Below are 22,907 nucleotides of genomic sequence, written 5' to 3' on the forward strand. Positions count from 1 at the left end.
GGACGCCGGCGGACTGCCGATCTTGTGCTGCCAGTCAGGCGATGTTCCGGTATTTCAGGCGGCGCAGGGAGAGTGAGCGCTCTCTATGGGGGCGGTCTTGGTCGGCTTACTCTTATATAAGATATAAGACATTTGACCTTGGGCGCACTTAGCCTTACAATCGCGTAGCCACGCGTTTTTTTGAAACCCTATTACATAGCAGGTTCCCATGCTTGATACCTATCGCGCCCATGTCGCCGAACGCGCCGCGCTCGGCATTCCTCCGCTGCCGCTGACCGCCAAGCAGACCGCCGACCTGATCGAACTGCTGAAGAATCCGCCGGCCGGCGAGGAGCAGGTCCTGGTCGACCTGATCACGCACCGGGTGCCCGCAGGCGTGGACGACGCCGCCAAGGTCAAGGCCTCCTACCTGGCCGCCGTGGCGCTGGGCAAGGAAACCTGCGCACTGATCAGCCGCGCCAAGGCGACCGAGCTGCTGGGTAGCATGCTGGGTGGCTACAACATCTCCCCGCTGATCGAGCTGCTGGACGACGCCGAAGTGGGTGGCGTGGCCGCCGACGCGCTGAAGAAGACCCTGCTGATGTTCGATGCCTTCCACGACGTCAAGGAAAAGGCCGACCAGGGCAACGCCAACGCCAAGGCCGTGCTGCAGAGCTGGGCCGACGCCGAATGGTTCACCAGCCGTCCGGAAGTGCCGCAGAGCCTGACCATCACCGTGTTCAAGGTGCCGGGCGAAACCAATACCGACGACCTGTCGCCGGCCCCGGACGCCACCACCCGTCCCGACATCCCGATGCACGCGCTGGCGATGCTGAAGAACAAGCGCGAAGGCGCTGCGTTCCAGCCCGAGGAAGATGGCAAGCGCGGCCCGGTCAAGTTCATCGAGTCGCTGAAGGACAAGGGCCACCTGGTCGCCTACGTGGGCGACGTGGTCGGTACCGGTTCCTCGCGCAAGTCCGCCACCAACTCGGTGCTGTGGTTCACCGGCGAAGACATCCCCTTCGTGCCGAACAAGCGCTTCGGCGGCGTGTGCCTGGGCAGCAAGATCGCCCCGATCTTCTACAACACCATGGAAGACGCCGGCGCGCTGCCGATCGAGCTGGACGTGTCGAAGATGGAAATGGGCGACGTGGTCGAACTGCGTCCCTATGACGGCAAGGCCCTGAAGAACGGCGAAGTGATCGCCGAGTTCAAGGTCAAGTCCGACGTGCTGTTCGACGAAGTGCGCGCCGGCGGCCGCATTCCGCTGATCGTCGGCCGCGGCCTGACCGCCAAGGCGCGCGAAGCGCTGGGCCTGGCCCCGTCGACGCTGTTCCGCCTGCCGCAGAACCCGGTCGACACCGGCAAGGGTTTCACCCTGGCGCAGAAGATGGTCGGCCGCGCCTGCGGCCTGGCCGAAGGCAAGGGCATCCGTCCGGGCACCTACTGCGAACCGAAGATGACCTCGGTGGGCTCGCAGGACACCACCGGCCCGATGACCCGCGACGAGCTGAAGGACCTGGCCTGCCTGGGCTTCTCCGCCGACCTGGTGATGCAGTCGTTCTGCCACACCGCGGCCTATCCGAAGCCCGTGGACGTCAAGACCCACCACACCCTGCCGCAGTTCATCAGCACCCGCGGCGGCATCTCGCTGCGCCCGGGCGACGGCGTGATTCACTCGTGGCTGAACCGCATGCTGCTGCCTGACACCGTCGGCACCGGCGGTGACTCGCACACCCGCTTCCCGATCGGCATCAGCTTCCCGGCCGGCTCGGGCCTGGTGGCCTTCGCTGCCGCCACCGGCGTGATGCCGCTGGACATGCCGGAATCGGTGCTGGTGCGCTTCAAGGGCAAGATGCAGCCCGGCGTGACCCTGCGTGACCTGGTCAACGCGATCCCGCTGTACGCCATCAAGCAAGGCCTGCTGACCGTGGCCAAGCAAGGCAAGAAGAACATCTTCTCCGGCCGCATCCTGGAAATCGAAGGCCTGCCCGACCTGAAGGTCGAGCAAGCGTTCGAACTGTCCGACGCCTCCGCCGAGCGTTCGGCCGCCGGTTGCACCGTGCGCCTGAACAAGGAACCGATCATCGAGTACATCAACAGCAACATCACGCTGCTGAAGTGGATGATCGCCGAGGGCTACCAGGACCCGCGCAGCCTGCAGCGCCGCATCAAGGCCATGGAGGCATGGCTGGCCGATCCGAAGCTGCTGGAGCCGGACGCCGACGCCGACTACGCCGCCGTGATCGAGATCGACCTGGCCGACGTGCACGAGCCCATCGTGGCCTGCCCGAACGACCCGGACGACGTCAAGACCCTGTCGGACGTGGCTGGCGCCAAGATCGACGAAGTCTTCATCGGCTCGTGCATGACCAACATCGGCCACTTCCGCGCAGCCTCCAAGCTGCTGGAAGGCAAGCGTGACATCCCCGTCAAGCTGTGGGTCGCGCCGCCGACCAAGATGGACCAGAAGCAGTTGACCGAGGAAGGCCACTACGGTGTGTTCGGCACCGCCGGCGCGCGTACCGAAATGCCGGGCTGCTCGCTGTGCATGGGCAACCAGGCCCAGGTGCGCGAAGGCGCCACGGTGATGTCGACCTCGACCCGCAACTTCCCCAACCGCCTCGGCAAGAACACCAATGTGTACCTGGGTTCGGCCGAACTGGCAGCCATCTGCTCGCGCCTGGGCCGCATCCCGAGCAAGGACGAGTACATGGCCGACATCGGCGTGATCAACGCCAACGGCGACAAGATCTACAAGTACATGAACTTCGACCAGATCGAAGACTTCAAGGAGGTCGCGGACACGGTGTCGGTGTAAGCCGGCCCGTCCGCACACAGCGGTAAGCAGGTGAACGGCCCCGCGCGCAAGCGCGGGGCCGTTTTCTTTCGGCGGGCGGCCGCGGCAGCGCCCTCCCGCCACGGTCAGGCGCGCGGCGCCGCACGCGGCATGCCCGCCGCGGCGGGCATCATCCGCACGATCTGCACCATCCGCACCATCCGCACCATCCGCACCATCCGCACCATCCGCACCATCCGCACCGTCCGATTTCAGCGATCCGTTGGACTAGGCTGGATGGATCGCATCGGCGCGCTCCACCGGAGCGCCAGCCGCGCGCGGCTGGCGATTGAGTTGCCGTAGCCGTCCGCGAACGGCCGGTCCGAAGGACCGGCCAAGCCGCCATTCAGCCAGGCAGTGTCGAAGCGCGCAATCCGGGGCGCAATCCGCCGCGCATCCGCGCGTCCCTCAGAACTTGTGGCGGATGCCCACACCCAGGCTGTCGCCGTGCGACTGCCCGCTCAGCTTGTCGTAGAAGTAGGCCGCATAGAGGTCGGTGCGCTTCGACAGGTTGTAGTCGTAGGCGATGCCCACGGTATTGCGGTTGAAATCGCCCACATTGTTCTTGGTCTTGTCATAGGCATACGACACCAGCACGCTGCCCGCCCCGATCGGTACCGAGGCGCCGAGCTGGCCGTTGGTGTGCTTGATGTCGCCGATTGTGTTGTTGACGTTGGACTTGATGTACTGGCCCTGCGCGAACAGCTTGACCACCTTGAAGTCGTAGGACAGGCCGACCTGCACGGCGTTCTGCTTGTCGAAGCCCGCCAGCGCCGCCGGCGAGGTCACGTCGCCCGGCACGCTGTTGAACTTGACCTGCTGGAAGGCCACGGTGGCGGCGAAGGGGCCGTTGAAGTAGAGCACGTTGCCGCCCCACTTGTTCTTGCCGTTGTCGCCCGCCTGCTCGCCGAAGGCGTAGATGAAGTTGGCGGTGAGCCCGCCGAAGTTGGGCGTGGAGTAGACCAGCGAGTTGCTCCAGCCCGAGTCGCCGATGATGCCGGGGTCGTAGACGGCGCCGCTGCGCGCGGTGAAGTAGGTGTGGAAGATCGACGGCGCGAACACATAGGAATCCACCAGCGGGTTGAACAGGATGGTGGAGATGAAATACGGCGTGGTGTTGCGGCCCAGCCGGATGGTGCCCGCCTTGTCGCTCTGCAGGCCGACGAAGGCGCTGCGGCTGAACATGGTGTCGCCGGTGAAGCGGCCCATCGCGCCCTGGTCGGCGCGGTAGAAGCCGTTCAGGTCGAAGATGGTCTTCAGCCCGTTGCCGAGGTCCTCGGTGCCCTTGATGCCCCAGTAGGACGTCTGCATGCCGCCCGCGCCGACCTGCCAGGCACGCTGGCCGCCGGCTGCGCGCGAGCTGCCGACATAGGTGTCGACCTGGCCGTAGAGCGTGACGCTGGACTGTGCCATGGCGCCCGCGCTGGCCAGCAGCGCGGCGGCGGCGGCCAGCAGGGCCTTGCCGGTGGTGGCGCGCAGCCTGGCGTGCGGACGGGTGCGGGGGTGGGGCTGGAACTGGAACTGGAACATGGAGGACTCCCTGGTCGTGGTTGCGATGGTTCAGGCAAAAGCTCCCCCGCGCCGGCCGGTCGCGCGGAGGCGGACCGGTGCCGGCTGGCTCTTGCCGTGGTGACGGCGCGAGGGGGCGTCAGGAGGGGGGGCGGCGCGGTACTAGCCGGCGCGGCGCATACCGTGTGGCGGGCTGCCGGCGCGCTGCGGGCGGATGGCGACGAGGGTGGCGCCGAGGATGGTGCTGAGGGTGGCGGTAGCGTGGGTGGCGGGCATGGCGGCTCGTCCTGCGTCGGTCTTATGGTTTCCCCTGCATTGCGCGCAGGTGGCTGCTGTCGGCGCCGGTCGCCAGGCGGCGGTGCCGGTTCGTGTCGGGTCCAGTTTGCGGAATTCGCCTGCGCGCAACCAGCACTATTTTTGGCTCATGGCGCGCGCAAAATGTGTGCGCGGCGCGCACCGTGGCGCGGCATGCCGCGCCACGGTCTCAGGCCGCCTGTCTCAGGGGCTGGTGCAGATCCGCCAGCGAGGCCTTGAGGTGCTCGGCGAAGGCAGCCACCGCGGGCGGCAGCGCACGGCCCTTGCGCGTGGCCAGCACCAGGCGGCCGGCGCACAGCTCGGGGTCGCTCAGCGGCAGCGCGTGCAGCGTGCCCGCGCGCGCCTCGCGCAGCGTGCCCGCCTGGAACTGGAAGCAGATCGCACCGGTCTCGCGCGCGAAACTCTTCAGCATCTCCACGCTGCTGGCCTGCAGCATCACGCGCAGGCTCAGGCGGTTGCGCGCGCAGATGGCGTCGATCAGGCGCCGGCTGCCGAAGCACTCCGGGCCCAGCGCGACCGGATACGGCTGGCAGTCGGCCAGGCGCAAGGTGCTGCGGCCGGCCAGCGGATGGTCGGGCCGCAGCATCGCGCAGAAGGGTTGAGACGATACCGCCAGTTCCTGCAGCAGCGGCGAGGCGGGCGGATCGTGGGTCAGCAGCAGGTCGGTCTCGTCCTCGCGCAAGGCCGCCAGCAGGTCGCCGGTGCCGGCCACCGTGACGCGGAACTGCACGCCCGGATAGCGGGCCTGGTAGCGGCCGATCGCCTCCGGCAGGAAGTCGTTGGCGACCGATTCGGCGGCGCCCAGGCGCACGCTGCCGCGCACCAGTCCGCGCAGCTGCGACATCTGCGCGGCGGCGGCATCGAGATCGGCCAGGCTGCGGCGGATGGTGGCGACCAGCACCTCGCCGGCGGCGGTCAGCCGCACGCCGCGCGGCAGGCGCTCGAACAGGGCGGTGCCGATCTGTTCCTCGACTTCGAGGATCTTGCGGTTGAGGGCGGTGGAGGCCACGTGCAGCTGGGCCGCGGCCTTGCGGATGGAACCGTGGCGGGCCACCGCGTCGAGGTAGAGATAGAGTCTGGGCGGGTGCAGCATCGGTGCGTGCGGACGAGGCCGTGTGAGAGCGTTGTGCTCTCACTAGCAGGGAGCGTGCCAGGCCCCGGCGCAGCGGCGGGCGCCGGGCGCCGGGCGCCTCAGCGCGCCCGGCGGAAGGTCAGGTTGATGCGTTCGTGCCCGCACAGGGGATGGTCGCCGTCCGCCAGCGGCGCCACGCCGTGGTAGGCGAGCCGCGACGGACCGCCCCACACCACCACGTCGCCATGGGCCAGGCGCACGCGCGCGGTGCGGTCGGTGCGTTGCAGGCCGCCGAACAGGAAGGTGGCGGGCAGGCCCAGCGAGACCGACACGATCGGCGCGCGCAGGTCGCGCTCGTCGCGGTCCTGGTGCAGCGACAGGCGGGTGCCGGGCAGGTAGCGGTTGACCAGGCAGGCATCCGGCGCGAAGCCGGCGAAACCGGCCGCCTGCGCGGCCTCGGCCGCGAGGGTGCGGAACGGCTCCGGCATGGCCGGCCAGGGCTGCCCGCTGAGCGGGTCGGCCGGCTCGTAGCGGTAGCCCCGCGCGTCCGACACCCAGCCGAAGCTGCCGCAGTTGGTCATGGCCACCGACATGCGCTGCCCCCCCGGCGTGACGAGGTGGCGCCAGGGCGCGCTCGCCGTGATGCGGGCCACCGCCTCCAGCAGCGCCGGCGCGGCGGCATGGGCGAAGGCGCGCAGGATCACCGCGCCGGCCGCGAGGGGCTCGGTATGCGGGGTTTCGGGGGGGAGGTCATCGAAGAGGTCGAAGGTCATGGCTGCACGCGGCACGGCGCGCCGGGTGCGGCGCCGCCGTTCGTCACTGCCATGATACCGGCGCCCGGCGCGGCCGGGCAGGCGGGAAGGGGGCCGGAAGGGGGCCGGAAGGGGGCGGGAAGGGGGCGGGAAGGGTGAGGGCGGCGGGTACCGTTTCCGGCACCCGCGGTCACCCGCCGGTGCTCAGGCGAAGGTGTCGATCTCGCCGCGCGCGAGCTGGCGGACCGGCACGGTCACGGTCTGCACGGGCGCGTTGCTGTCGCCCACGCCGGCCAGCCGGGCGAAGCCGCCGCTCGAGGCCTGGCGTTGCTGGGACTGGCCGTTGCCGGGCTGCTGGCCGGCGAAGCTGTCGGCGCCGACCGAGGTCTGGCCCAGCTGGATGCCGCTTTCGGCCAGCGAGGTGCGCAGTTGCGGCAGCGCCGCTTCCACCGCCGCGCGTACGGCCTGGTGCGGCGAGACGAACTGGGCCTGGGCCTGGTCGTTGACCACGTTCAGCACGACCTTCAGCGGCCCGAGGTTGGGCGGATTGAGGTCGAGCTCGGCGGTGTGGCTGCCTTGCGTGGTCAGGCGCACCATCTGCTGGCCCAGCGCCTGCGGCCACTGCGCGTCGCCGAGCGGCGGCGATACCGCCAGCGGGGCGGCCTGCGCCGCCGTCGCGGCAGGCTGGGCGGCCTGCGTACCGCCGGCCTGGACACCGGCCATCGCGGCGAAGGTGGCGGCGTCCATGCTCTTCGCCGTGTCGGTGGCGGCGGCCTTGGCGCCAGCGGCCGTGGTGGCGCCGCCGGCGCCGGTCACGGCGGCGCTCGGCGCGGTGGCGGCCTGGGCCGCACCCTTGGCGCCATCGCCCGGTGCGGCCGTGGCGGCCAGCGCCGTGCCCTGGGTGCCCGTCGTCGTGCCCGTGCCGTTCTTGCCGGCCTGGCCTGCCAGCAAGGCCTGCAGCGGGTCCTGCTTGCCGGTGCCGGTGGCGGTGGCTGCGGCGGGTTTGGCGTCCTGCGCAGCGCTGACCGACGGGGCCTGGGCCGCGTCGGCGTCGTCCGCATTGCCGGCCGTCGCGGTGGCATTGCCCTGCAGCGCCGCCCGCTGCGAGGCGATCGCCGCCAGCGTGGTGGCGGCCGCATTGCCTGCCGCGGCGCTGCCGTTGCCGCCGGCGCCCGGCAGTGCCGCCGCATCGCCGCCGCTGCCCGCCTGGAGCTTGCCATCGGGAAGCGCAGCCGTGGCCGCATGGAACGGCGTCATCTGCGCCGCGGCCAGGGCCGCCAGGGCGGCGCTGTCGGGCATGGCGGCCTGCGCGGCGTCGACCGCGCTGTCGTCGTCCTGGTCCTTGCCAGCGGCGCCTGGCTTGGCCGCGGTCGTGCCGGATGCATTGCCAGGCGCCTGCGCGGCGGCGGCCTGCGAGCTGGACGGGGCCGCCTGCTGGGCCTTGCCCGCGTTGCTGTCCGCCGTCGACGCGGCCGCGTTGCCGGACTGGCTGCTGCTACCGGTGCTGGCGTTGTTGCTGGCGTTGTTTCCGCCGTTGCTGCTGCTGCTGTTGCTGTTGCTGCTGCCACCGTTGTCGCGCGCCTTGGCGAGCGCGTCGCCGAAGCCCGTGCCGTTGCTGTTGCCGCTGGCGCCGGCCGATCCGTTGGCGGTGCCGGTCGTGCCGGCGGCATTGCTGGCGTTGCCGGTGTTGCTGGTGTTGGCGGCGTTGGCCAGCTTGGCGATGCCGGCGGTAATCTGGCTGATGTCGATCATGTCTTCGTCGTCGTCGGGCGCAGGTGCGGCGGCGCCTGGTTGGCTTTCGTTCTTAGTCCTGGCGGTGGCTTGCGGCGCGCGCCAGGCGGGCGGCGTACTCGTCGTTGGCGCGTTGCTCGCGGCGCGCGCCGGCGGCCTGCTCGCGCGCCTCGGCGCGTGCCACCAGCGTGTCGAAGGAGTTCTGGCGCCGCTTCTGCGACTGCCAGTTGGCGCGCCCGGTCAGCAGTGCCGCTTCGGCCTGGGCCAGGGCCTGGCCCTGCTGGCGGATCGCGCCGTCGAGAGAGGTCAGGAACTGCGCGTAGTCCTGCCAGCGCGTGGCCGTCATGCCGTCCTGTGCCATCGCCTGCATGCGCGCCCGGTATTCCTCGCGGTACTTGTTCAGCGCGGCGAGCTGCTGTTCGGCCTGGGTGCGCAGCCCTTGCAGGCGGCCGAGTTCGCGCGTCGCGGCCTCGGTGTCGTTCTGGGCCAGGTCGGCCAGCAGGTTGAGCGGGGTGGGCTTGGCCATGTTCACTCCTATTCGAAGAGAGCGGACAGCTGGTCGATCGAGCCGTCATAGTCGGCGCGTTCGTGGATGTCCTGCTGCAGGAAGGCTTCCATGCGCGGATGCATCTGGATGGCCAGGTCCAGTTCGTGGTCGTGGCCGGGTGCGTAGGCGCCGACGCTGATCAGGTCGCGGTTGCGCTGGTAACGCGACATCAGCTGCTTGAAGCGCCGCACCTTGGAGAACTGGGCCGGGGTGATCAGCGCGGTCATGGCGCGGCTGATCGAGGCTTCGACGTCGATGGCCGGATAGTGGCCGGCTTCCGCCAGGCTGCGCGACAGCACGATGTGGCCGTCGAGAATGGCGCGCGCGGAGTCGGCGATCGGGTCCTGCTGGTCATCGCCTTCGGCCAGCACGGTATAGAAGGCGGTGATCGAGCCGCCGCCCTCCGGGCCGTTGCCGGTGCGCTCCACCAGCGTGGGCAGCTTGGCGAAGACCGAGGGCGGGTAGCCCTTGGTGGCCGGCGGCTCGCCGATGGCCAGCGCGATCTCGCGCTGGGCCATCGCATAGCGCGTCAGCGAATCCATGATCAGCAGCACGTGCCGGCCCTGGTCGCGGAAGTACTCGGCCAGCCGGGTCGCGTAGGCGGCGCCCTGCATGCGCAGCAGCGGCGAGGTGTCGGCCGGCGCCGCCACCACCACCGAGCGGGCGCGGCCTTCGGCGCCGAGGATGTTCTCGATGAAGTCCTTCACCTCGCGGCCGCGTTCGCCGATCAGGCCGACCACGATGACCTCGGCGCTGGTGTAGCGGGCCATCATGCCCAGCAGCACGCTCTTGCCCACGCCGGAGCCGGCGAACAGGCCCATGCGCTGGCCGCGTCCCACCGTCAGCATGCCGTTGATGGCGCGCACGCCGGTATCCAGCACCGTCTCGATCGGCGCGCGGTCGAGCGGGTTGATCTGCGTGCCTGCCAGCGGCACTTCCTGGGCGGCGCTGATCGGGCCCAGGCCATCGAGCGGGCGTCCGGCCGCGTCGAGCACGCGCCCGAGCAGGCCTTCGCCGACCGGCAGGCGCTTGGAGCCGGGCTCGCGCGGGGCATGGTCGCCCGGCGGCAGCGGCGAGGGTTCGAGCGGGTAGACCCGTGCGCCGGGCAGCAGGCCGGTCACGTCCGATTGCGGCATCAGGAACAGGCGGTCGGCACCGAAGCCCACCACTTCGGCCTCGGCGGTGCGGCGGCCCTGGCCGTCGCGCTGGCCGGCCGGCAGTTCGATCAGGCAGTCGCTGCCCACCGGCAGGCGCAGCCCGACCGCTTCGAGCACCAGGCCGGCGGCGCGCGTCAGCCGGCCGCAGTTGCGGATGCTGTTGATCTCGGCCAGGCGGGCGCGCGCGCCGTTGAGCGTGTCGCGCCAGTGCTGGCTGTGCAGGATCGGCGCCTCGAGGCGCTCGGCGCTGTCAGCCATGCGGGGGCTCCCAGCTGTCGGCGCGGCCCAGCGCCTTGACCACGCGGCTCCAGCGTGTGGCCAGCGTGGCGTCGAGTTCGCCGCTGGCCGCGCTGGCCACGCAGCCGCCGCGCTCGATGCCGCCGTCGGCGCGCACCGTCCAGCCGGCGGCTTCCAGCTCGCCGCTCAGGTGCGTTTCCACCAGGGCCACGTCGTCGGGGTGCAGCAGCAGGCAGGGCGAGCCCGACAGCGCCGGTTCGGTGGCCAGCAGTTCGCGCACTGCCGGCAGGACCATGGCCGGATCGGCCACGACCGTGCCGCGCACCAGCTGGCGCGCCACGTCCAGCGCCAGCGACAGCAGGGTCTGCGCGACTTCCTCGTCCAGGTGCGTCAGGGCGCCGCGGAAGGTGCCGGCCAGTTCCTGCAGGCGGGCGGCCTCGCCGCGCGCCAGTTCGAGCCCGCGCGCATAGCCTTCGCGGTGGCCGTCGCCATAGCCCTGGGTCTGGCCCTGGGCGTAGCCCTGGGCATAGCCTTCCTTGCGCGCGCCTTCGCGCATGGCATCGATCGCTTCGAAATCGATCGGCGGCGGCGCGGGTTCGAACGGCAGCGGCGGCGGAGGCGGCGGCAGGTCGTCGCGCGGATCGAGCGAGCGCATCTTCCAGCGCCGCCAGTCGCCGCGCCCCGCCGCGGCCGGGGCCGGCTGCGGATCGAGGGCGGAGAAGTCGGGCTGCGGCGCCGGCCGGAAGGCCGGCGTGAAGCCGTCGGCCGGCGCCTCGCGGCGCGGCTCCGGCCCGGCGGACAGCCGGTAGGCGTGCGGATCGGGGCGCTTAAACGTAGGCATCGTCGCCACCGCCGATCTGGACTTCGCCTGCTTCCGCCAGGCGTCTCACCACCTGCAGGATCGCCTTCTGCTCGGTCTCGACCTGCGACACGCGCACCGGGCCCAGCGCATCGAGGTCCTCGCGCAGCATTTCGCCGGCGCGGGTCGACATATTGCGGATGAACTTGTCGCGCAGCTCCTGCGGCGCGCCCTTGAGCGCGACGATGAGCGATTCGGTGGCGATTTCCTTGAGCACGCGCTGGATGCCGCGGTCGTCGACCTGCAGCAGGTTCTCGAACAGGAACATCTCGTCGATGATCTTCTGTGCGAGGTCGCTGTCGTGCTGGCGCACGCCGTCGATCACCGCTTCCTCGTGCGCCGTGCTCATCAGGTTGATGATCTCGGCCGCGGTGCGCACGCCGCCCATGCGGCTGCGCTTCAGGCTCTGGCCCGCCAGCAGCTTGGTCAGCACGTCGGTCAGTTCCTGCAGCGCGCCCGGCTGCACGCCGCCGAAGGTGGCGATACGCAGGATCACGTCGTTGCGCAGGCGGTCGGTGAACATGCCCAGCACCTCGGACGACTTCTGGCGGTCCAGGTGGATCAGGATGGTGGCGATGATCTGCGGGTGTTCGTCGCGGATCAGCTCGGCCACCGAAGTCGAATCCATCCAGTTCAGCGAATCGATGCCGCCGCCCGGATCGCGCGACTCGAGGATGTCCTCGATGATCGAGCCGGCACGCTCCTCGCCCAGCGCCTTGTTCAGCACGCTGCGGATGAAGGCGCCGGAATCGACGTTCAGCGCCAGGTACTGTTCGGTCTCGTCGCGGAAATCACCCAGCACCTCGGCCATCTGCTCGCGCGTGACCGCGCTGAGGTCGGCCATGGCCGAGCCCAGGGTCTGCACCTCGCGCGGCGACAGGTGCTTGAACACTTCGGCGGCCGCGTCCTCGCCGATCGCCATCATCAGGATGGCGCTCTTCTGCAAGCCGTTATTTGTCGTCATTGGCAATCCAGTTCTTGATCACGCTGGCCACCAGGCGGGGATCGCGCTGCGCGGCGTCGCGCACCAGGGCGAGATCGCTCTCGTACTTGGCCGTGAGGCGCAGGGTCTCGGGATTGGCCTGTTCCTCGGCAGGCAGCAGGACCGCTTCGCCGCTTTCGGGCTCGGCCGGTGCCGGCAGCGGCGGCGCGGTGTACTTGCGCAGCACCGGGCGCGCCACCTTGAACCAGAGGAACATCGCCAGCAGTGCCAGCATCAGGTAGCCGGCCAGTGTCTTGGCGAGTTCGATCATGTCGGGCTGTTTCCACAGCGGCAGTTCCGGCGTCTCGTCGCGCGGCTGGGTGAAGGGGCTGTTGACCACGTTGAGCGAGTCGCCGCGGTCGCCGGAGTAGCCCATGGCTTCCTTGGTCAGGTTCTCGATCTGCTTGAGCTGGGTCGCCGGCAGCGCCTCCGCCACGGTCTTGCCGTTGGCGCCGGTCTTCTGGCGGTAATTGACGATCACCGCCACCGACAGGCGGCGCACGCCGCCCGGCGACTGCTGCACGTGGCGCACGCTGCGGTCGAGTTCGTAATTGGTGGTGGTGTCGCGGCGGCTGTTGCTCGGGCCGCTCGACTGCGTGCTGGCCGTGGCGGCCTGGGCCGGCTGCTGGGCGGCCTGGCCAGGCTGGCCGGGCTGGCCCGGACGCTGCGCCTGCGCGGTGGCGATGGGGGCGGTGGCCGCCGGGGGCGGCTGGTTCGACAGCGCGCCGGGCACGCCGCCGACCGGCGTCGAGCCTTGCGAGGACGACTCGCTGGTCTGCTGGCTGCGCACGGCCGCGTTGGCCGGGTCCTGGTTGGGCTTGTACGACTCGTCGGTGTGCTCGACGATGGAGAAGTCGACGTCGGCCGTGACCTGCGCATGCACATTGCCCTGGCCCACGATGGGCGAGAGGATGGCTTCGATGCGCTGGGCATAGCCCTGTTCCAGCGTCTGCACGTACTTGAGCTGGGTGGCGTCCAGCAGGCGCTGGTTGTCGCCGCTGCCCGACAGCAGGTTGCCGTGCTGGTCGACGATGGAGATGGCCTTGGGGGTCAGTTCCGGCACGCTGGAGGAAACCAGGTGGCCGATCGCCGCGACCTGGCCCTCGTCGATGGCGCGGCCGGGATAGAGCTGCAGTACCACCGAGGCGGTCGGCTTCTGGCGCTCGCGCACGAACAGCGTGGGCTTGGGGATGGCCAGGTGCACGCGTGCCGACTGCACGGCGGAGATCGACTCGATCGAGCGTGCCAGCTCGCCTTCCAGGGCGCGCTGGTAGTTGACCTGTTCGGCGAACTGGCTGATGCCGAACTTCTGCGCATCCATCAGTTCCATGCCGGTGTTGCCGCTCTTGGGCAGGCCTTGCGAGGCCAGGCGCAGCCTGGTCTCCGGCACCTTGTCGGCGGGCACCATGATGGCGCCGCCACCCTCGGCGAACTTGTACGGCACGTTCATCTGCTGCAGCGAGGCGATCACCGCGCCACCGTCGCGCTCCGACAGGTTGCTGTACAGCACCCGGTAGTCGGGGCTGCGCGACCACAGCACCCCCACGGCGATCGCCGCGGCGAGCGCCGCGCCACCCAGCATCAGCGGCAGGCGCGGGTTGGCCTTGAGGCGCTCGACCAGCTCAGCGCGGCTGGGCAGCGTGGCGGCCGCGGTCATGCGCCGGTCTCCAGGCCGGCGCCGGTCCGGCTGCCGGGCTTGCCGCCGCTGGCGCCGGCCAGGGTGGCGGCATCGATGTGGCTCAGATCACGCTGCAGAAAAAACACGCGTACTCCCCGCGGTAGTTGGTCATTTGGCGTACCGGCGGCACGGCGTGGCGGATAGTCCGCGCCATGGACGGCACGCTAGCGATGATCGGCGACGAAGGGGGCGGACAATCGGGCGAATAGCATGGGTTTTCCACCCGAATTCAGCGCATGCGTGCGGCGGGGGGGCGGGTACGCTTCGGCATCGTCGAAGGCCTGGATCGTGCGTGTCCAGGCCTTAATGTGATGTTTGAGACGCAATTCTGGAGCGGTAGAGCGCCATGAGCACCATTTCCCCTATCGAAGGCATGCTGCAGCAGCTGCGCGGGCTGGCCCAGGCGGCCGGTGGCGGGTCGCCCGCCGACACCACCGCGCTGCAGTCGGGCGGCTTCGCCGGCGAGCTGCAGCGCTCGCTCAAGCGCATCAACGCGGTGCAGGAGCATGCCTACGGCCTGGCCGAGGCCTTCGACATGGGCAAGCCCGGTGTCTCGCTCAACGACGTGATGATCGAGATGCAGAAGGCCAACATCTCTTTCCAGACCGGCGTGCAGGTACGCAACCGGCTGGTCACGGCGTATCAGGACATCATGAACATGACGGTCTGAGCACGGCCACGTTCCCGGCGCTGCCTGCTCCGGGTCCGTGGCGGCCGCAAGGGCGCCCCCGCGGCTGGCTGCGCGTTCCTGCCCCTCGTTCCCTTCATCGCATCTATTTCACCGGCGCTGGCGATCGGTACCGCTCCTGGCCGCCAGCCCGCTTGCACCCATGACTCATCCCGTCGTCGCCAAGGCCGCCCACCGGGGCAGCCGCAAACACACCGATCTGGCCGAGCGCGCTCGCGCCGGCTGCCTGGCCGGCCGCTTCGAGCAGGCCCTGCGTCACGCCGAGAAGGCGCTGGCGGATGAGGCCTCGGCCAGTTCCGAGGCCTACCGCTGGGCCGCAGCGGCGCTGGTCGGGCTGGGGCGCCGTCCGCAGGCCATCGAGATGGTCGGACGCGGCCTCGAACGCTTTCCCGACTCGCCGGAGCTGCTCCTGATGCAGGGCTGCTTCCTCAGCGAGGACGGCCGTCAGGTCGAGGCGCGCGTCGTGATGGAGGCTTGCCTGGAACGTGCGCCGGAGATGGTGCCGGCCTGGGTGTCCTACTCCGCCGTGCTGTATGCCCACACCGACTTCCTGGCCGCGCGCAACGCGGCGGCGCGGGCGCTGGAGCTCGAGCCCGACAATATCGAAGGGCTGCTCAACTATGCCAATTCCCTGAAGGAACTCGGCGACGTGGCGGAATCGATGCGCGTGCTGATGCGCATCAGCAAGATCGCGCCTGAGGCCGAGCTGCATCGCTGCAGCCTGCTGTTCACGATGTTGTTCGAAACCAGCGTGACGGCAATGGACCTGCGCCGCGAAGCGCAGGCCTATGCCAGGCTGCTGTCCCGCAAGCGCACCGGCCGCAAGCGCCGCGGTGCGACGCCCGTGTCGGGCCGCATCCGCCTGGGCATGCTCTCCAACGACCTGTACGGCCACGCGTGCGCGTACTTCATCCTGCCATTCCTGGCCAACCTGGACCGTGACCGCTTCGAAGTGGAGCTGTTCGCGCTGAATGCGCACCGGGACAACGTCTCGGAGAAGTTCGCGCTCTATGCCGACAGGTTCGTCGACCTGGCGGGCAAGTCCGAGACGCAGATCGCCGACGAGATCGATGCCGCCGGCCTGGACATCCTGATCGACCTGGGCGGCTACACCGGGGTCACGCCGGTGACCTACATGAGCTACGGCCTGGCACCGATCCAGATGACCTGGATCGGCTACCCCGGCACCACCGGGCTGCCGGCCATCCACTACCGCATCAGCGATGGCATCAGCGACCCGGCCGGCAACGAGGCCAACTACACCGAGAAGCTGCTGCGCGCGCCGGTGATCGCCGCGACGTATGCCCCGCTGGTGAATGTGCCGCTGAGCGTCTACGAGCCTCACTACGCGGTGCGCCAGACGCCTGCGCTGGAGGCCGGCTTCGTTACGTTCGGCTGCTGCATCAACCTGGCCAAGATCAGCGAGCGCACGCTCGGCCTGTGGAGCGCGGTGCTGGCCCGGTGTCCGGGCAGCCGCCTGATGGTCGAGTGCAACGGACTCGACAAGGACGAAGTCAAGCAACTGCTGCTCGCGCGCATGGAGCAGGCCGGTATCGATCCGCAGCGCGTGGTCTGCGTGCCGCGCTCCCGTGTCAACCAGTACGTGCTCTACAACAGCTTCGACATCGTGCTGGACACGGCGCCGATGACCGGTGGCGCCAACACCTGCGATGCGCTCTGGATGGGCGTTCCGGTGGTGACGCTGGCCGGCCGCGCCTTCCACGAGCGCATCTCCGCGGCCTGCGTGCACGCCGTTGGCCTCGGCGGCCTCGCCTGCGAGAGCGAGGACGCTTATGTGGCCACGGCGGTCGAGCTGGCCGGCGACGTGCCGGGCCTCAATGCACTGCGGCTGACCCTGCGCTCGCGCTTCGAGCAGAGCGCGCTGGGCGATGCGGCACCGTTCTGCCGCTGGTTCGAGCAGCAGGCCACGGCGCTGGTCGCCGAATACCGCGACGTGCCGCAGGTGCCGGCGCGCGCGGGCGAGGGTCTCTTCCTCGGCGGCGCCTGGTATCCGCTGGAGCAGCTGGTCCAGCTGGTGATGGGCCACCTGGACCGGGCCGAGCACGAGGCGCTGAGCAACCTGCTGGAGAACATCTCGGCGAAATGGAACAAGCACTGGCTGGTGGCCTATGCGCTCGGCGAGATGGCATATGCCCGCGGCGAGCGCGAGCGCGCGCTCGACCTGCTGATCGAGAGCGCGGCGCAGCGTAAGTACTCGCTGCCGCTGTATCGCCTGCTGAGCGCGCGGCTCGACGAGTGCGGGCGCGACAAGCAGGTGCTGGATGCCTTCCTGCGCGACAGCTTCGGCATCGACCTGGCCTACCTGGACCGGCAGGGCGTGCCGTCGCGGCGGGAGATCGCCGGCGTCGCGGCCGAGCCGCAGCGGGAGGCGGCATGAAAGCGGTGATCCTGGCCGGCGGCCTCGGCACGCGCATCTCCGAAGAGTCGCACCTGCGGCCCAAGCCGATGATCGAGATCGGCGGCAAGCCCATCCTGTGGCACATCATGAAGATCTACTCCCACTACGGGATCAATGACTTCGTGATCTGCCTCGGTTACAAGGGCTACGTCATCAAGGAGTACTTCGCCAATTACTTCCTGCACATGTCGGACGTGACCTTCGACATGCGGGCCAACGAGCTGCAGGTACACCAGCGGCACGCCGAGCCCTGGCGCGTCACGCTGGTCGATACCGGCGAGGCCACCCTGACCGGCGGCCGCCTGCGCCGCGTGCGCGAATACCTCGGCCGCGAACCGTTCTGCTTCACCTACGGCGACGGCGTGGCCGATATCGACATCGGCAAGCTGGTCGCCTTCCATCACAGCCACGGCAAGCCCGCCACGGTGACGGCGATCCAGCCGCCCGGGCGCTACGGCGCCCTCAATATCGACGGCGGCGCGGTGCGCAGCTTCCAGGAGAAGCCGGCCGGCGACGGCGCCTGGATCAATGGCGGCTACTTCGTGCTCGATCCGTCCGTGATCGAACTGATCGACGGCGACCAGAGCAGCTGGGAAGGCGAGCCGCTGATGCGGCTCGCTGCGAGCGGCCACCTGGCGGCCTACCACCACGGCGGCTTCTGGCAGGCGATGGATACCTTGCGCGACAAGAACCAGCTCGAGGAGCAGTGGGCGGGCGGCCGGCCGGCGTGGAAGGTCTGGCAGTGAAGCAGTTCGGCGATATCTTCGCGGGACGGCGTGTCCTGCTGACCGGGCATACCGGCTTCAAGGGCAGCTGGCTGGCGCTGTGGCTGGCCCGCCTCGGCGCCAGCGTGACCGGCTATGCGCTGGCGCCCACGGGCGAGCGCAACCACTGGCGGCAGCTCGATCTTCCCGTGGCGCACCGCGAGGGCGATCTGCGCGACCTCGCCGGCCTGGACGCTGCCTTTGCCGCGAGCCGTCCCGAGATCGTCTTCCACCTGGCCGCCCAGTCGCTGGTGCGGCAGTCCTACCGCGAGCCGCTCGACACCTGGTCCGTCAACCTGATGGGGACCGCCAACCTGCTCGAACTGTGCCGGCGGCACCCGCAGGTGCGCGCGGTGGTGGTGGTCACCACCGACAAGGTCTATCACAACCGCGAATGGGCCTGGGGCTACCGCGAGAGCGACACGCTCGGCGGCATCGACCCCTACGCGGCCTCCAAGGCGGCCGCCGAACTGGCGGCGCAGAGCTACCGGCAGGCTTTCCTCGAGGCGCGCGGCATCCTGCTGGCGACCGCCCGCGCGGGCAACGTGATCGGCGGCGGGGACTGGTCGGAAGATCGCCTGCTGCCGGACCTGGTGCGCGCGCAGGCGGCCGGGCAGCCGCTGCAGGTACGCTCGCCGCGCGCCACGCGCCCCTGGCAGCATGTGCTGGACTGCCTGTCCGGCTACCTGCTGCTCGGGCAGCGCTTGCTGGCGGGCGACGCGTCCTGCGCGCGGGCCTGGAACTTCGGCCCGGCGGCCGACGACAACCGCAGCGTCGGCGCGGTGCTGGAACGGATGCGGGCATTCTGGCCCGAGCTCGGCTGGGTCGATGCCGACACCGCCGGTCCGCACGAGGCCGCGCTGCTCGGCCTGGACAGCGCCGAGGCGCGCAAGCTGCTGGGCTGGGCGCCGGTGTGGCGACTGGACGATGCACTGCGCGCCACCGCCCAGTGGTACCGCCAGGCGCTGCAGGGCGGCGCCGGACTGACGCATGCCCAGCTGGCCGACTACATCGACTGCGCCGCCGGCGCCGGAGCGGTATGGACAAGCGCCTGAGCATCGAGCCGGCCCGCCTGGGCGGCCTCGCGCTGGTGCGCGGCGAGCGCTTCGCCGACCATCGCGGCGCCTTCGCGCGCCTGTTCTGCAGCGATGAGCTGGCGCCGCTGCTCGGCGCGCGCCGCATCGTGCAGGCCAACCATTCGCGCACCGCCCGCGTGGGCGCGGTGCGCGGCATGCACTTCCAACGTCCGCCGCATGCGGAAATGAAGCTGGTGCGCTGCCTGCGCGGCCGCGTCTGGGACGTGGCTCTCGACCTGCGCGCAGGCTCGCCCACCTTCCTGCATTGGCAGGCCTTCGAGCTCAGCGCCGACAACGGCCACATGCTCGTCATCCCCGAAGGATGCGCCCACGGCTTCCAGGTGCTGGAGCCGGACAGCGAACTGTTGTACCTGCACACGGCAGCCTATGCGCCGGCCGCCGAAGGCGGGGTCCGTCACGACGATCCGCGCGCCGGCATCGGCTGGCCGCTGCCGGTGGCCGATGTCTCCGCGCGCGACCGCGGACATGCCCTGCTGACGGCGGATTTTCCTGGAATCGCCCTATGAACTGCCGACACTGCGCCGCGCCGCTCGAGCACGTCTTCCTGGATCTCGGCTTCGCGCCGCCATCCAATGCCTACCTGAGCGAGCCCGACCTGCATGCGCCCGAGACCCACTTCCCGCTCAAGCTGCGCGTGTGCGCGCACTGCTGGCTGGTGCAGACCGAGGACTACGCCCGCGCCGACGAGCTGTTCCGGCACGACTACGCCTACTTTTCCTCGACCTCCCAGACCTGGCTGGAGCACGCGGCGCGCTACGCGCGCGAGATGAGCGGGCGGCTCGGGCTGGGCCCGGACAGCTTCGTCATCGAAGTGGCCTCGAACGACGGCTACCTGCTGCGCAACTTCGTCCGCGCCGGCATTCCCTGCCTGGGGATCGAGCCGACGCTGGGCACCGCGCAGGCCGCCGAGCGTGCGGGGGTGCCCACGCTGCGCGAGTTCTTCGGCCGTGAACTGGGCGAGCGGCTCGCCGCGTCGGGCCGGCAGGCAGACCTGATCGCCGGCAACAATGTCTACGCGCATGTGCCGGACATCAATGACTTCACGCAGGGGCTGCGCGCGGCGCTCAAGCCGGGCGGCACCATCACGCTGGAGTTTCCGCACCTGCAGCGGCTGATCGAGCAGATCCAGTTCGACACGGTCTACCACGAGCATTTTTCCTATCTGTCGCTGTCCGCCGTGCGGCGGATCTTCGCCGCCGCAGGCTTGCGCGTGTGCGACGTGCAGAAGTTGCCGACGCACGGCGGCAGCCTGCGGGTGTTCGGCTGCCACCAGGCCGACCCGCGAGCGGACGCGCCCGCCGTGGCGCAGGTGCTGGCGGAGGAGGAGCGCTTCGGCCTGTGCCGGCTGTCGACCTATGCCGGCTTCCAGGCGCGCGCGGACGGCGTCAAGGACGGCCTGTGCCGCTTCCTGCTCGAACAGAAGCGCGTCGGGCGGCGCGTGGCCGGCTACGGCGCGGCCGCCAAGGGCAATACCTTGCTGAACTACGCCGGCATCCGGCCCGACCTGCTGCCCTACGTCTGCGATGCCGCGCCTTCCAAGCAGGGCAAGTTCCTGCCGGGCAGCCACATTCCCGTGCTGCCGCCGGAGTGGTTGCGCGAGGACCGGCCGGACGTGGTGTTGATCCTGCCTTGGAACATCGCCGGCGAGGTGGCGGCGCAACAGGCCCATGTCAACGATTGGGGGGGCGAGTTCGTCGTCGCCGTGCCGGAGATCCGCCGTGTCGGCCATGACTGATCGCACTTCCGCGGCGGTAGCCGCGCCTGCCGCCGCCCGCGCGCATTGTGTGGTGGTGTCGCAGCCGATGTACTTCCCGTGGGTGGGCATGCTGGAGCAGATCCGCCTGGCGGATACCTTCGTCTTCTACGACGACGTGCAGTTCGCGCGCCGCAGTTTCACCAAACGGGTCCAGCTGAAGACTGCGCAGGGCGTGCGCTGGATGAGCGTGCCCTTGCGTGCGCCAGGCTTCGACGACCGCATCGACGAGGTCGAGGTCGACGACAGCGAGGGCTGGCGCGAGCAGCACCGGGCCCAGCTGGCGCAAAGTTGCCGCGGCGCGCCGCACCTGCAGGACGCACTCGCTTTGCTCGACGGGGTGCTGGGCCTGCCCACCACTTCGCTGTGCGAACTGGCTCGCGCCTCGATGGTAGCGCTGGCTGACTACTTCGGTCTGGCCGCTGGTACCGCCTTCCGCGACAGCTCGCGGCTTGGCGTGCCAGGGGCGAAGACGGTCCGGCTGCTGGACATCTGCCGGCATGTCGGCGCGGCGCGCTATGTCACCGGGCACGGCGCCAGCCGCTATCTGGAGCACGCCCGCTTCGACGAAGCCGGCATCGCCGTCGAATACATGGATTACCAGTTGCGGCCCTATGCGCAGGGACACGGCGCCTTCACGCCCTACGTTAGCGCTCTCGACCTGGTGGCAAACTGCGGCCGGGAGGGCGCCCGGCACATCGTCTCGGGCACCATCGGCTGGCGCGAGATGTTGGCGCGCCAGGCCGCCGCCGCGCCGGCACCGGCACCGGCACGGGCAGAGGAGGACTGATCGTGCTGACCGTCGTCGTCACCGGTGTCGGAGCCATCATCGGGCAAGGCGTGGTGCGCAGCCTGCGCGCCAGCGGCCTGCCGCTGCGCGTGGTCGGGGTGGATCGCAACCCGGACAGCGTGGGCCGCTCGCTGTGCGATGCCTTCCACGCCAAGCCGCGCTGCGACGAGTCGGATCCAGCCTACCGGCGCTTCTGGCGCGAGCTGGTCAGTGCCGAGCAGGTGGGCCTGGTGCTTCCGGCACTCGAACTCGATGTGCTCTATCTCGACAGCCAGCGCGAGCTGTTCGCCGGGCTGGGCGTGCCGTTGGCGCTGAATCGTAGTGAACTGATCGCCTTGTCGGCTGACAAGTGGCATTGCGGCCAGGCGGTCGCGTCGCTCGGACTGCCGGCCATCCCGACACGGCAGGACGGTGACTGGGAGATGCTGCTGTCGGCTCTCGGTCCCGCCCCCCTGCTGATGAAGCCGCGTGACGGCAACGGTTCGCGCGGCGTGGTGCGCTTGCACGACGCTGCGGACCATGCCTACTGGCGCGGCCGCCATGGCGGCAACAACCTGGTCCAGCGCATCGTCGGCAGCGACGACGAGGAGTACACCGTCGGCGTGTTCGGCTTTGGCGACGGTGAGGCGCTGCCCCCCATCGTGATGCGCCGGCGCCTGGCCCAGGCGGGCAACACCGCTTTCGCCGAGACCGCGCACGAGCCGGCGGTGGTGGCCGCTACAGGGACCCTGGTGCGCCATCTGCGTCCGCTCGGTCCGACCAATTTCCAGTTCCGCGTGGAGGCCGGGCAGGCTTACCTGCTCGAGATCAATCCGCGCTTTTCCAGCAGTGCCTCGCTGCGCACGGCCTTCGGTTACAACGAGGCCGCCATGGCGGTGGACTTCTACGCGCACGCGCGCCGTCCTGCCACGCCGGTGCTGCGAGCGGGGCGCGCCTGGCGCTACGCGGAGGACTTCGTCGAATATGCTGGCGATTCTTTCTGATATCCACGGCAACCTGCCGGCATTGCGCGCGGTGGTCGACGCCGCGCGCGGGCTCGGCTGCCACCGCTTTCTCTCGCTGGGCGACGTCGCGGGCTACTACGCGCAGCCCGGCGAATGCATCGACCTGCTGCGCGAATTGGGCGCGCTCAACGTCATGGGGAACCATGACTATTACCTGGTCTCGGCGGTCGACTGCCCGCGCTCGCGCCTGGTCAGCGAGATCATCGCCTACCAGCGAGGCGTGGTCAGCGCCGAGCAACGCGCCTGGCTGGAGCAGTCGGTGCCGATGCATGCCGAAGGCGACAACCGCTTCGTGCATGGCGGTTGGAACGACCCGATGGATGAGTACCTCTACCGGATCGATGCGCAGACCGTGCCGGCGCAGGCCAGGAGGCTGTTTTCCGGCCATACCCATGTGCAGACGCTGGCGGTCATCGGCGAGCGGACCTATTGCAACCCCGGCTCGGTCGGCCAGCCGCGCGATGGCGATCCGCGTGCGGCGTTCGCGGTGCTGGACGGAGAAGAGATCCGCCTGCAGCGGGTCGCCTATGACATCGCGCAGACAGCGGAGGCGATGGCGCGCGCGGGGTTCCCGCCGCACTATGCGTCCTGCCTGTACCAGGGGGCTCAGATCGGCGGGCGCATCGACAAGGTTGCCATCGAATATTGACGGGAATCGGCGCACTGACGCACACGGCGGGGCACCGGTTACCGGCGCGTGGGGAAGGGCAGCAAGAGGCTAAACGACAGCGGCGC

20 protein-coding genes are annotated in these 22,907 nt (G+C 69.9%); 11 read left to right on the forward strand and 9 right to left on the reverse strand.

The genetic code is table 11. The annotated features are described in order from the left end of the window. The first annotated feature begins 208 nt into the window (after nt 1–208). Nucleotides 209–2,800 (forward strand): bifunctional aconitate hydratase 2/2-methylisocitrate dehydratase, encoded by a 2,592-nt coding sequence (gene acnB / locus BKK81_RS24395; RefSeq protein WP_071018418.1) that lies wholly within the window; start codon nt 209–211, stop codon nt 2,798–2,800. A 30-nt stretch (nt 2,801–2,830) separates the two neighbouring features. Next, nucleotides 2,831–3,121: a hypothetical protein gene (locus BKK81_RS35620; protein ID WP_156811434.1), complete on the forward strand. Its 291-nt coding sequence runs from the start codon at nt 2,831–2,833 to the stop codon at nt 3,119–3,121. Nucleotides 3,122–3,226: 105 nt separating this feature from the next. Here the strand turns inward: BKK81_RS35620 and BKK81_RS24400 are convergent, their stop codons facing one another. The 9 genes from BKK81_RS24400 to fliF form a co-directional block, all read right to left on the reverse strand. Next, complete coding sequence (locus BKK81_RS24400; RefSeq protein ID WP_231908236.1) at nt 3,227–4,231, reverse strand: porin; 1,005 nt, start codon at nt 4,229–4,231, stop codon at nt 3,227–3,229. A 580-nt stretch (nt 4,232–4,811) separates the two neighbouring features. Then, nucleotides 4,812–5,735 (reverse strand): LysR family transcriptional regulator, encoded by a 924-nt coding sequence (locus BKK81_RS24405; RefSeq protein ID WP_071018420.1) that lies wholly within the window; start codon nt 5,733–5,735, stop codon nt 4,812–4,814. A gap of 98 nt (nt 5,736–5,833) precedes the next feature. After that, nucleotides 5,834–6,487 (reverse strand): DNA oxidative demethylase AlkB, encoded by a 654-nt coding sequence (alkB, locus tag BKK81_RS24410; RefSeq protein ID WP_071018421.1) that lies wholly within the window; start codon nt 6,485–6,487, stop codon nt 5,834–5,836. 183 nt (nt 6,488–6,670) lie between these two features. Beyond that, nucleotides 6,671–7,765: a flagellar hook-length control protein FliK gene (locus tag BKK81_RS24415; protein WP_442873418.1), complete on the reverse strand. Its 1,095-nt coding sequence runs from the start codon at nt 7,763–7,765 to the stop codon at nt 6,671–6,673. 505 nt (nt 7,766–8,270) lie between these two features. Further along, nucleotides 8,271–8,723 carry a flagellar export protein FliJ gene (fliJ, locus tag BKK81_RS24420; protein WP_071018425.1) on the reverse strand — a complete coding sequence of 151 codons (453 nt, stop codon included), beginning with the start codon at nt 8,721–8,723 and terminating at the stop codon, nt 8,271–8,273. An 8-nt stretch (nt 8,724–8,731) separates the two neighbouring features. Further along, the gene (gene fliI / locus BKK81_RS24425) at nt 8,732–10,159 is read right to left on the reverse strand and encodes a flagellar protein export ATPase FliI (RefSeq protein WP_071018426.1); all 1,428 of its coding nucleotides are present in this window, start codon (nt 10,157–10,159) and stop codon (nt 8,732–8,734) included. Beyond that, nucleotides 10,152–10,979 (reverse strand): flagellar assembly protein FliH, encoded by an 828-nt coding sequence (gene fliH / locus BKK81_RS24430; RefSeq protein WP_083384405.1) that lies wholly within the window; start codon nt 10,977–10,979, stop codon nt 10,152–10,154. The genes fliI and fliH overlap by 8 nt, the downstream gene beginning before the upstream one ends. Then, entirely contained in the window at nt 10,966–11,961 is a 996-nt protein-coding gene (fliG, locus tag BKK81_RS24435; RefSeq protein WP_071018428.1) for a flagellar motor switch protein FliG, read from the reverse strand. Before fliG ends, fliH begins: the two co-directional genes overlap by 14 nt. Beyond that, nucleotides 11,948–13,636: a flagellar basal-body MS-ring/collar protein FliF gene (gene fliF / locus BKK81_RS24440; protein WP_071018430.1), complete on the reverse strand. Its 1,689-nt coding sequence runs from the start codon at nt 13,634–13,636 to the stop codon at nt 11,948–11,950. The genes fliG and fliF overlap by 14 nt, the downstream gene beginning before the upstream one ends. Before the next feature lie 367 nt (nt 13,637–14,003). Here fliF and fliE point away from each other — a divergent pair, with 367 nt between their 5' ends. From fliE to BKK81_RS24485, 9 genes are all read left to right on the forward strand, one after another. Then, nucleotides 14,004–14,327: a flagellar hook-basal body complex protein FliE gene (gene fliE, locus BKK81_RS24445; RefSeq protein ID WP_071018431.1), complete on the forward strand. Its 324-nt coding sequence runs from the start codon at nt 14,004–14,006 to the stop codon at nt 14,325–14,327. 160 nt (nt 14,328–14,487) lie between these two features. Then, nucleotides 14,488–16,743, forward strand: coding sequence for an O-linked N-acetylglucosamine transferase, SPINDLY family protein (locus BKK81_RS24450; protein ID WP_083384406.1), 2,256 nt, complete (start codon nt 14,488–14,490; stop codon nt 16,741–16,743). Further along, on the forward strand, nt 16,740–17,510 hold the full coding sequence (rfbF, locus tag BKK81_RS24455; RefSeq protein ID WP_071018433.1) for a glucose-1-phosphate cytidylyltransferase: 771 nt from the start codon (nt 16,740–16,742) through the stop codon (nt 17,508–17,510). Before BKK81_RS24450 ends, rfbF begins: the two co-directional genes overlap by 4 nt. After that, on the forward strand, nt 17,501–18,583 hold the full coding sequence (rfbG, locus tag BKK81_RS24460; protein WP_197524067.1) for a CDP-glucose 4,6-dehydratase: 1,083 nt from the start codon (nt 17,501–17,503) through the stop codon (nt 18,581–18,583). Before rfbF ends, rfbG begins: the two co-directional genes overlap by 10 nt. After that, nucleotides 18,568–19,131 carry a dTDP-4-dehydrorhamnose 3,5-epimerase family protein gene (locus BKK81_RS24465; RefSeq protein ID WP_083384407.1) on the forward strand — a complete coding sequence of 188 codons (564 nt, stop codon included), beginning with the start codon at nt 18,568–18,570 and terminating at the stop codon, nt 19,129–19,131. Before rfbG ends, BKK81_RS24465 begins: the two co-directional genes overlap by 16 nt. Then, nucleotides 19,128–20,360, forward strand: coding sequence for a class I SAM-dependent methyltransferase (locus BKK81_RS24470; RefSeq protein WP_071018435.1), 1,233 nt, complete (start codon nt 19,128–19,130; stop codon nt 20,358–20,360). The genes BKK81_RS24465 and BKK81_RS24470 overlap by 4 nt, the downstream gene beginning before the upstream one ends. Further along, entirely contained in the window at nt 20,353–21,168 is an 816-nt protein-coding gene (locus tag BKK81_RS24475; protein ID WP_071018437.1) for a WbqC family protein, read from the forward strand. The genes BKK81_RS24470 and BKK81_RS24475 overlap by 8 nt, the downstream gene beginning before the upstream one ends. 2 nt (nt 21,169–21,170) lie before the next feature. Next, complete coding sequence (locus BKK81_RS24480) at nt 21,171–22,151, forward strand: ATP-grasp domain-containing protein (protein ID WP_071018439.1); 981 nt, start codon at nt 21,171–21,173, stop codon at nt 22,149–22,151. Beyond that, entirely contained in the window at nt 22,132–22,821 is a 690-nt protein-coding gene (locus BKK81_RS24485) for a metallophosphoesterase family protein (protein WP_071018441.1), read from the forward strand. Before BKK81_RS24480 ends, BKK81_RS24485 begins: the two co-directional genes overlap by 20 nt. Nucleotides 22,822–22,907: the final 86 nt, after the last annotated feature.

Origin of the sequence: Cupriavidus sp. USMAHM13, assembly GCF_001854285.1 — a bacterium.
In the GTDB taxonomy this organism is placed as follows: domain Bacteria; phylum Pseudomonadota; class Gammaproteobacteria; order Burkholderiales; family Burkholderiaceae; genus Cupriavidus; species Cupriavidus malaysiensis.